The sequence below is a fragment of the Nonomuraea sp. NPDC049784 genome (assembly GCF_040659615.1).
Classification (GTDB): domain Bacteria; phylum Actinomycetota; class Actinomycetes; order Streptosporangiales; family Streptosporangiaceae; genus Nonomuraea.
This window is the reverse complement of the sequence record NZ_JBFAMX010000454.1, coordinates 1-8,556: the sequence shown is the minus strand read 5'-3', so window position 1 is coordinate 8,556 and position 8,556 is coordinate 1. Positions and strand designations below refer to the sequence as shown.

The window sequence follows — 8,556 nt, the reverse complement described above, 5'->3', positions numbered from 1 at the left end:
GTGGGCGGCGGCCCCCTGGCTCCCGCCCTTCCATGGGTATGGGTGGGGCGGGGAGACCGCGCACCTGCTGCGGTGGGCTGCGCGGGTGCGCGGTGAGGTTCAGGATCGGTATCCCAGCGGGTGGTGCCGTGCCGCCGCCGGGGTTGCGGGCCGGGAAGCGCCGGCCTCAGGAACGGCCGGGCCAGAACCGTGTGGTCGGCCGTCGCTCTGCGGGTGAGAACCGCGGGTGTTACCGCGGGGGCGAGGCGTCCGGGTTGAGGCGGGCGATCAGAAGCGTCATCTCTGCTGGAAGATTCGGTTTGGCCTCGGCGGCAGGCAGGATGAATCCGGCATCAGTGAGCAGCCTGCTCAGGTGGAGCCGGGTGCGCTCCTGACCTCCGACGGTGAGCGTCATCATGATCATGTCGAGTGCGTGGCTGGGGTGTAGCTGAGCCTCGTCCGCTTGAGGGTCTTCGGGGAGCAGGTGTTCCATCAGGAACAGTTCGGCCTCGGGTCCGCTCTCACCCATCGCCGAGGCGAGCCTTTGCAAAAGGGCTGCGCACTGGTCGTCGCCGTAGTTGTGGATGACGCGGGAGAGCAGGTAGACCGCCTGCGGGCGAGCGGGAACGTTCTGGAACATATCGCCGTTGACGATCTCATACCGGCCGGTGAGGTCGGGATAGGCGGTGGTCAGGTGGTCGCGGGCTTCGTCCGCGACCCGGTCGAGTTCGACCAGCACGCCGCGCAGATGCGAATGGTTGCGCAGGATCTCGGCGAGCAGAGTGCCTCGGCCGCCGCCGACGTCGACCTGGGGCGCCGGCCCCCGCCGATCATCACGGAGTCGGAGTTCCTGGCCCGCCGCGAATCCGTCGACCGGATGATGGTGGTGCGCCGCCAGGGCGACCGCACGCAGATCGCGGTCCTCGAGGACGGTGTCCTCGTCGAGCACTACGTCAACCGCGAGGCCAGCCAGTCCTACGTCGGCAACGTCTACCTCGGCAAGGTCCAGAACGTGCTGCCCTCGATGGAGGCGGCGTTCGTGGACATCGGCAAGGGCAGGAACGCCGTCCTGTACGCCGGCGAGGTGAATTTCGACACCGCCGGGCTGGAGGGCCAGCCCAAACGCATCGAGTCGGCGCTGAAGTCGGGCCAGTCGGTGCTCGTGCAGGTCACGAAGGACCCGATCGGCCACAAGGGCGCCCGGCTCACGTCGCAGATCAGCCTGCCCGGGCGTTACCTCGTCTACGTGCCCGACGGGTCGATGACCGGCATCAGCCGCAAGCTGCCCGACAAGGAGCGCACGCGGCTCAAGAGCATCCTGAAGAAGGTCATGCCGGAGAACGCCGGCGTGATCGTGCGTACCGCCGCAGAGGGCGCGTCCGAGGATGAGCTGGCCCGTGACGTGGCCCGGCTGTCCGCCCAGTGGGAGAACATCCAGAAGAAGGCCAAGTCGGCGAGCCCGCCCGAGCTGCTGTCCGCCGAGCCCGACCTGACGATCAGGGTCGTGCGCGACGTCTTCAACGAGGACTTCACCTCGCTGGTCGTGCAGGGCGACGATGCCTGGGACACGGTGGACGATTACGTCAAGTACGTCGCGCCGCACCTGGGCGAGCGCCTGTCGAAGTGGGACGGCGATCAGGGCGACGTGTTCGAGTCGTACCGGATCGACGAGCAGCTCGGCAAGGCGCTCGATCGCAAGGTGTGGCTGCCCAGCGGCGGCTCGCTGGTGATCGACCGTACGGAGGCCATGACCGTCGTCGACGTCAACACCGGCAAGTTCACCGGCCAGGGCGGCAACCTCGAGGAGACCGTCACCAGGAACAACCTCGAGGCGGCCGAGGAGATCGTGCGCCAGCTCAGGCTGCGTGACATCGGCGGCATCATCGTCATCGACTTCATCGACATGGTGCTGGAGTCCAACCGCGACCTGGTGCTGCGGCGGCTGCTGGAGTGCCTGGCCCGTGACAGGACCAAGCACCAGGTGGCCGAGGTGACCTCGCTGGGCCTGGTCCAGATGACGCGTAAGCGGGTCGGACAGGGGCTGCTGGAGGCGTTCTCGACGCCGTGCGAGTGCTGCAACGGCCGTGGCCTGCTCGTCTCCACGGAGCCGGTCGAGGCCAAGCCGGAGCCGCGCGGCACGCAGGGGAAGATGGCCATCGAGAAGGCGGTCTCCGACAAGGTTTCCGCGGCCAAGGACACCGCGGGCCGTGATACGGTGACCGGTGCGCTTGAAGACGTCCCGGCTGAGGACGACCAGGCCAGCCAGACTTCCGGCAGAGGGCGGCGACGCTCACGCCGAGCCAAGTCCACCGAGTAACTCTCGGCGGGCTTCCGACGTTCCGTCCGGTTCGCCTAGGGACCACTGTTCCGGTACCCTAGACAATCGGTGCGTCAGGTGACGTGCCCTGTTGGCGCGCTTACTCGGTTCGTCGGTTTGGGACAGGCCGAATGACAGGCGCAGCATTCGGCGGTCACCTCTCGATGAGGTGGCCGATGTACGAGACAACAGTGAGTCAGTAGAAGGGTTCCGCGGTGTACGCGATCGTTCGTTGCGGCGGCAGGCAGCAGAAGGTCTCCGTCGGTGACGTCCTCGAGGTGGACAAGGTCGCCGGCGAGGTCGGCTCTTCGGTTTCGCTGCCGACGGTGCTCGTCGTCAACGACGGCGACGTGACCACCGAGGCGGGTAAGTTCACGGTCAGCGCCGAGATCCTCGGCGAGACCAAGGGCCCGAAGATCCGCATTCTCAAGTACAAGAACAAGACCGGTTACAAGAAGCGCCAGGGTCACCGCCAGCGGTACACCCAGGTGAAGATCACCGGTATCGAGCAGGCCTGAACGGGAGTTTGAGAGATGGCACACAAGAAGGGCGCGTCGTCCACCCGGAACGGCCGTGACTCCAACGCCCAGCGCCTGGGCGTCAAGCGCTTCGGCGGCCAGCTGGTCAACGCGGGCGAGATCATCGTCCGGCAGCGGGGCACCCACTTCCACCCCGGCGACAACGTGGGGCGTGGCGGCGACGACACGCTGTTCGCGCTGGCGGCCGGGCACGTGCAGTTCGGTGTCAAGCGTGGCCGGCGGGCCGTGAGCATCGTTCCCGTCGCGGAGTAGGTTCTCTCCTCTCCGTTTGACCCTGGGTTTGTTGCTTTAGGGGTGGATCGCGGTGTCGATCCACCCCTTTGTTTTTGGCTGGGCGCCGCTGATGTGCGCTGTACGGCTCGCCACGCGGCGCATGTGTTGGGATGAGAGGCCCCTGCGAAGGGGATGGAGGAGTGCGGGATGCCGGACTTTGTGGACCAGGTGGTCCTTCATATCAGTGCCGGTGACGGGGGGAACGGATGCGCCTCCATCCACCGGGAGAAGTTCAAGCCGCTCGGGGGCCCCGACGGCGGGGACGGCGGGCGGGGCGGTGATGTCGTTCTCGAGGTCGACCCCAACACGGCGACGCTGCTCGAATACCACCGCCGGCCGCATCGCAAGGCCGACAACGGCAAGCAGGGGCAGGGCTCGAACAGGGACGGGGCCAACGGGGCGGATGTGATCCTGCCCGTGCCCAACGGGACCGTGGTGAAGGACGCCTCCACAGGTGAGGTGCTGGTCGATCTGGTTGGTGCCGGCACGCGGTACGTGATCGCCGAGGGTGGGCACGGCGGGCTGGGCAACGCGGCGCTGGCCACGACCAAGCGCAAGGCTCCCGGGTTCGCGCTGCTCGGGGAGCCCGGGGCGTCGCTGGACGTCATGCTGGAGCTCAAGAGTGTCGCGGACGTGGCGCTGGTCGGGTTCCCGAGCGCCGGTAAGTCATCGCTGATCGCCGCGTTGAGCGCGGCCAAGCCCAAGATCGCGGATTACCCCTTCACCACTCTGATCCCCAACCTGGGGGTGGTGACCGCTGGGGAGACCGTGTTCACCGTCGCCGACGTGCCCGGGTTGATTCCCGGGGCCTCGCAGGGCAAGGGCCTCGGGCACGAGTTCCTGCGGCACGTCGAGCGGTGCGACATGCTCGTGCACGTCATCGACTGCGCCACCATGGAGCCGGGCCGGGATCCGATCACGGACTACGAGGTGATCGAGGCCGAGCTGCAGGCGTACGGGAAGCTCGAGGACCGGCCGCGGCTGGTCGTGCTGAACAAGGCCGACGTGCCCGACGCCCGGGAGCTGGCCGAGCTGGTCGCGCCCGAGTTCGAGGCACGGGGGCTGCGGGTGTTCACGATTTCGGCCGCCACGCACGAAGGGCTGCGGGACCTCACGTACGCCATGGGCGAGTGGGTCGCGGCGGCCCGGGCCAACAAGCCGGTCGAGGAGCCCACCAGGCTGGTCATCAGGCCCAAGCAGCTCGGCGACGCCGGGTTCCGGGTGCGCCGGGTCAACGAGAACCTGTTCCAGATCACCGGCGAGAAGCCGGAGCGGTGGATCAGGCAGACCGACTTCAGCAACGACGAGGCCGTGGGCTACCTCGCCGACCGGCTCGAACGGCTCGGTGTGGAGGCGGAGCTGGCCAAGGCCGGGGCCACCGCCGGCGCCGAGGTGGTCATCGGGCCGATGGAGGGCGGCTACGTCTTCGACTGGCAGCCCACGCTCAATGCCGAGTCCGTACGGCAGGGCCCGAGAGGGTCCGACAACCGCTTCTGACTCCCGTGTCACGGGTGGAGAGCCCGCCTGAGGAGGTCGCCGCCGCCATGCGCAAGGCCGCCGGGAGCGCCGCCCTGGCGGCCAAGGGGCTCTTGGGCCTCGGATAGGCTGCGAAACGTGCGGGAACAGATCAGCTCAGCGTCGAAGGTCGTTGTCAAGGTCGGCTCCTCCTCGCTCACCACCCCCCAGGGCATGATCGACGTCGATCGTGTCGACGCCCTCGTGGACGTGCTGGCGGCGCGGCGCCGTACCGGGACGCAGATCGTCCTGGTCTCCTCCGGGGCGATCGCGGCGGGCCTCGGCCCGCTCGGGCTGACCGCGCGACCGCGTGACCTGGCCACCCAGCAGGCGGCCGCGTCCGTCGGGCAGGGCGTGCTCGTCGCCCGCTACACCTCCTCCTTCGCCCGCTACTCCCTGCGCGTGGGGCAGGTGCTGCTGACCGCCGACGACATGATGCGGCGCGCCCACCACGCCAACGCCCAGCGCACGCTCACGCGGCTGCTCGAGCTGGGCATCGTGCCCATCGTCAACGAGAACGACACCGTGGCCACCGACGAGATCCGCTTCGGCGACAACGACCGGCTGGCGGCGCTGGTGTCGCACCTCATCCACGCGGACGCGCTCGTGCTGCTGTCAGACGTGGACGCGCTCTACGACGGCCCGCCCAGCCGCAGCGGCACCCAGCGCCTAGCGGAGATCCGCGGGCCCCAAGACCTGGTCGGTGTCGAGCTGGGGAAGAACGGCGCGGCGGTCGGCACCGGCGGCATGGTGACGAAGGTGCAGGCCGCCAGGATCGCCACGGGGGCGGGGGTTCCCGTGGTGCTGACCGCGGCCGCTCACGCGGCCCAGGCGCTCAGCGGAGCCGACGTCGGCACCTACTTCCACCCAGGCGGCCGCCACCCCGGCACGCGCCTGCTGTGGCTCGCGCACGCCACCACCGGGCGTGGCCGCCTGCACCTCGACCAGGGGGCGGTGGAGGCCATCGTGGGGCGGCGCAAGTCGCTGCTGCCCGCCGGGGTGACGTCGGTGGAGGGCGAGTTCGCGGCGGGCGACCCGGTGGACCTGTGCGGGCCTCAAGGGCTCGTGGTGGCCCGCGGCCTGGTCAACTTCGACGCCATCGAGATCCCCGGCCTGCTCGGCCGCTCCACCAGGGAGCTGGCGAGCGCCCTCGGTCCGGAATATGAACGTGAACTGATCCACCGTGACGACATCGTCATACTGGAAGCTCACAACTAGCCCAACGGCTTTGGTTGAGTAATAACGGAGCGTAGCCATGAGTACAGAGTTCCTGAAGGTCGCCCACGCGGCACGAGAGGCCGCCGCCGAGCTGGCCCCGCTGCCGCGGGCGCCTAAGGACCGGGCGCTACGTGCCGTCGCCGACGCCCTGGTCGCGCACGCGGCGGAGATCGTCGAGGCCAACGCCAAGGACGTCGAGCAGGCCAGGGCGCAGGGCACGTCCGAGGCGATGATCGACCGGCTGCGGCTCGACGAGGCCAGGGTCGCCGCCATAGCCGAGGCCGTCCGCGAGGTCGCCGACCTGCCCGACCCGATCGGCGAGGTCGTACGCGGCACCACCCTGCCCAACGGGCTCGAGCTGCGCCAGCTCAGGGTGCCGCTCGGCGTCATCGGCATCATCTACGAGGGCCGGCCCAACGTCACCGTCGACGCCGCCGCGCTCTGCCTCAAGAGCGGCAACGCGGCGCTGCTCAGGGGCTCCTCCAGCGCCTACTCCTCCAACACGGCCCTGGTGAAGGTCATGCAGGACGCGCTGGAAGGCACCGAGGTGCCCGCGGGAGCCGTCCAGCTCGTGCCGGGGCAGACCCGCGACTCGGTCAAGGAGCTCATGCGGGCCCGTGGCCTGGTGGACGTCCTGATCCCGCGCGGCGGCGCGTCGCTGATCAACTCGGTGGTCGAGGAGTCGACGGTGCCGGTCATCGAGACGGGCGTCGGAAACTGCCACGTCTACGTCGACGCCGAGGCCGACCTCGACCTGGCCGTGCAGATCCTGGTCAACGCCAAGGCGCAGCGGCCGTCGGTGTGCAACTCGGCCGAGACGTTCCTCGTGCACGAGGGCGTCGCCGACGCGTTCGTGCCGCGGGCGCTGTCGGCGCTCGCGGAGGCGGGCGTGACGGTGCACGGCGACGAGCGCATCGCCGGCTACGGCTCCGGCGTCGTGCCCGTCACCGAGGACGACTTCTACGCCGAATACCTCTCGCTCGACATCGCCGCCGCCGTCGTCGGCTCCCTGGAGGAGGCGGTGGCCCACATCAGGAAGTACGGTTCCGCTCACACCGACGCGATCGTCACGAGGTCGCAGCGGGCGGCGCGCAGGTTCGTCGCGCTGGTCGACTCGGCAGCCGTGGCGGTCAACGCGTCGACGAGGTTCACCGACGGCGGAGAGTTCGGGTTCGGGGCCGAGATCGGCATCTCCACGCAGAAGCTGCACGCGCGCGGCCCGATGGGGCTCCCCGAGCTCACCTCCACCAAGTGGGTCTATACCGGTGAGGGGCATTTGCGCACGTCAGAGGGCACGGTGGTGGCCGGTTAGTCGGCGTGTCGGCCTGACCGGCGCCGTGGAGCGCGGGTTGACTGAGAGGCATGGAGATTGTGGTCGCCCTTGTCTTCTCGGCCGCCGTGCTGTTCGGCGCCGACCGGCTGCTGCTCTGGCTGGAGAGCCGGGGTCACGTCAACTGGCGCAGGAAGGGACGCAGGCAGCTGTCGGAAGAGCCCACGGTCCGGCTCGACAGCATGCTTTCCGACCACACTCGCCGATAATCCTTCGGCGTGCCTCAAGCGTCGACTCGGGTCCCAGCGCTAGGGTTGTGTCCCTTATGGGCGCGCCGGGCGGGGAGGGACGGTGACTAAGCTCGGCAAGGTCGGGCCGTACACCCTGGTCGAGCGGCTCGGTCGGGGCGGCATGGGCGAGGTCTACCTCGCTCACAACCGTCGCAACGAGCGCGTCGCGCTCAAGGTCCTGCACGACCTGGCCGAGGACCAGACCTCCCGCGTCAGGCTCGAGCGGGAGGTGCGCGCGCTGCGCAGGGTCGAGAGCCCGTACGTGGCCAAGGTGCTCGACGCCGACCTGAACTGTGCCCGCCCCTACCTGGTGATGGAGCACATCGAGGGCGTCACGCTGCTCGACGGCGTACGCCAGAGCGGGCCGCTCGACGTCTCCCAGCTCGTGGACCTGGCGCAGGGCATCGCGGCGGCACTCGCGATCATCCATGCGGCCGGGGTCGTGCACCGCGACCTCAAGCCGGGCAACATCATCATGGGCGCCGAGGGCCCGGTCCTCATCGACTTCGGCATCGCGCAGGTGCTCGACGCGACCCGGCTCACCATGACCGGGACGTTCCTCGGCACGCCTGGCTACACCGCGCCGGAGATCTTCGCCGACGAGCAGGTCGACTCGCCCGCCGACATACACGCCTGGGCCGCGACGGTGGCGTTCGCGGCGACGGGGCGGCCGACGTTCGGGCGGGGGACGGCCGAGGCGCAGATGTACGCGGTGCTGAACGGGCAGGCCGACCTCAAGGGCGTGCCCGTTGAGCTGCTGCCGCTGGTGCGCGCCGCGCTCAACAGGGAGCCGGGCAAGCGGCCCACGGCTGCGTTGCTGGCGGACCGGCTGTCGCGGCTGGCCAAGGCCACCAGCACGGCCGATCCGGAGCCCACCCCCGATGAGGGCAAGGCGGGCCGTGCCGCTGCCGAGGAGAGTAAGTCCGCGCGGAGCCGGGCGAACACGGACAGCAAGGTTCCCGCGCCGCGTGCCCGGCCGAACATCGACGGGAAGGGCTCAGCGGCTCGCACTTCGGGCGGGGACGGGAAGGCCGCCGGGGCGCGGAGCCGTACCGGGGCGGATGGGGCCGCGGCTCGGAGCCGTACCGGGACCGATGGGAAGGGGGCAGCGGTCCGGAGCCGGGCCGAGGTGCCTCCGCCGCGCGGCCGCACGAG

General features: G+C 69.7%; 8 protein-coding genes and 1 pseudogene. 8 read left to right on the top strand and 1 reads right to left on the bottom strand.

Annotated features, from left to right (window positions below; translation table 11 throughout):
- Positions 1-229: 229 nt before the first annotated feature.
- Entirely contained in the window at positions 230-727 is a 498-nt protein-coding gene (locus tag AB0J09_RS47545) for a methyltransferase (RefSeq protein WP_360706916.1), read from the bottom strand.
- 44 nt (positions 728-771) lie between these two features.
- On the opposite strand from AB0J09_RS47545, the pseudogene AB0J09_RS47540 reads away from it, so the two are divergent.
- From AB0J09_RS47540 to AB0J09_RS47505, 8 genes and pseudogenes are all read left to right on the top strand, one after another.
- Positions 772-2,296, top strand: a pseudogene (locus tag AB0J09_RS47540) (Rne/Rng family ribonuclease); the annotation flags it as partial.
- Positions 2,297-2,511: 215 nt separating this feature from the next.
- The gene (gene rplU / locus AB0J09_RS47535; protein WP_043634375.1) at positions 2,512-2,814 is read left to right on the top strand and encodes a 50S ribosomal protein L21; all 303 of its coding nucleotides are present in this window, start codon (positions 2,512-2,514) and stop codon (positions 2,812-2,814) included.
- A 15-nt stretch (positions 2,815-2,829) separates the two neighbouring features.
- Positions 2,830-3,087 carry a 50S ribosomal protein L27 gene (rpmA, locus tag AB0J09_RS47530; protein WP_012893687.1) on the top strand — a complete coding sequence of 86 codons (258 nt, stop codon included), beginning with the start codon at positions 2,830-2,832 and terminating at the stop codon, positions 3,085-3,087.
- 168 nt (positions 3,088-3,255) lie between these two features.
- On the top strand, positions 3,256-4,605 hold the full coding sequence (gene obgE / locus AB0J09_RS47525; protein ID WP_360706908.1) for a GTPase ObgE: 1,350 nt from the start codon (positions 3,256-3,258) through the stop codon (positions 4,603-4,605).
- A 108-nt stretch (positions 4,606-4,713) separates the two neighbouring features.
- Positions 4,714-5,841 (top strand): glutamate 5-kinase, encoded by a 1,128-nt coding sequence (gene proB / locus AB0J09_RS47520; RefSeq protein ID WP_360706913.1) that lies wholly within the window; start codon positions 4,714-4,716, stop codon positions 5,839-5,841.
- A gap of 37 nt (positions 5,842-5,878) precedes the next feature.
- On the top strand, positions 5,879-7,153 hold the full coding sequence (locus AB0J09_RS47515; protein ID WP_360706905.1) for a glutamate-5-semialdehyde dehydrogenase: 1,275 nt from the start codon (positions 5,879-5,881) through the stop codon (positions 7,151-7,153).
- A gap of 50 nt (positions 7,154-7,203) precedes the next feature.
- Positions 7,204-7,380, top strand: a complete 177-nt coding sequence (locus AB0J09_RS47510) for a hypothetical protein (protein ID WP_360706902.1) — start codon at positions 7,204-7,206, stop codon at positions 7,378-7,380.
- Positions 7,381-7,462: 82 nt separating this feature from the next.
- A partial coding sequence (locus AB0J09_RS47505; protein WP_360706900.1) for a protein kinase occupies positions 7,463-8,556 on the top strand: 1,094 nt, incomplete at its 3' end.

Coding starts and splice junctions, on each gene's coding strand:
- rpmA (WP_012893687.1), top strand. CDS start 2,830: ATGGCACACAAGAAGGGCGCGTCGTCCACCCGGAACGGCCGTGACTCC.
- obgE (WP_360706908.1), top strand. CDS start 3,256: ATGCCGGACTTTGTGGACCAGGTGGTCCTTCATATCAGTGCCGGTGAC.
- AB0J09_RS47515 (WP_360706905.1), top strand. CDS start 5,879: ATGAGTACAGAGTTCCTGAAGGTCGCCCACGCGGCACGAGAGGCCGCC.
- AB0J09_RS47510 (WP_360706902.1), top strand. CDS start 7,204: ATGGAGATTGTGGTCGCCCTTGTCTTCTCGGCCGCCGTGCTGTTCGGC.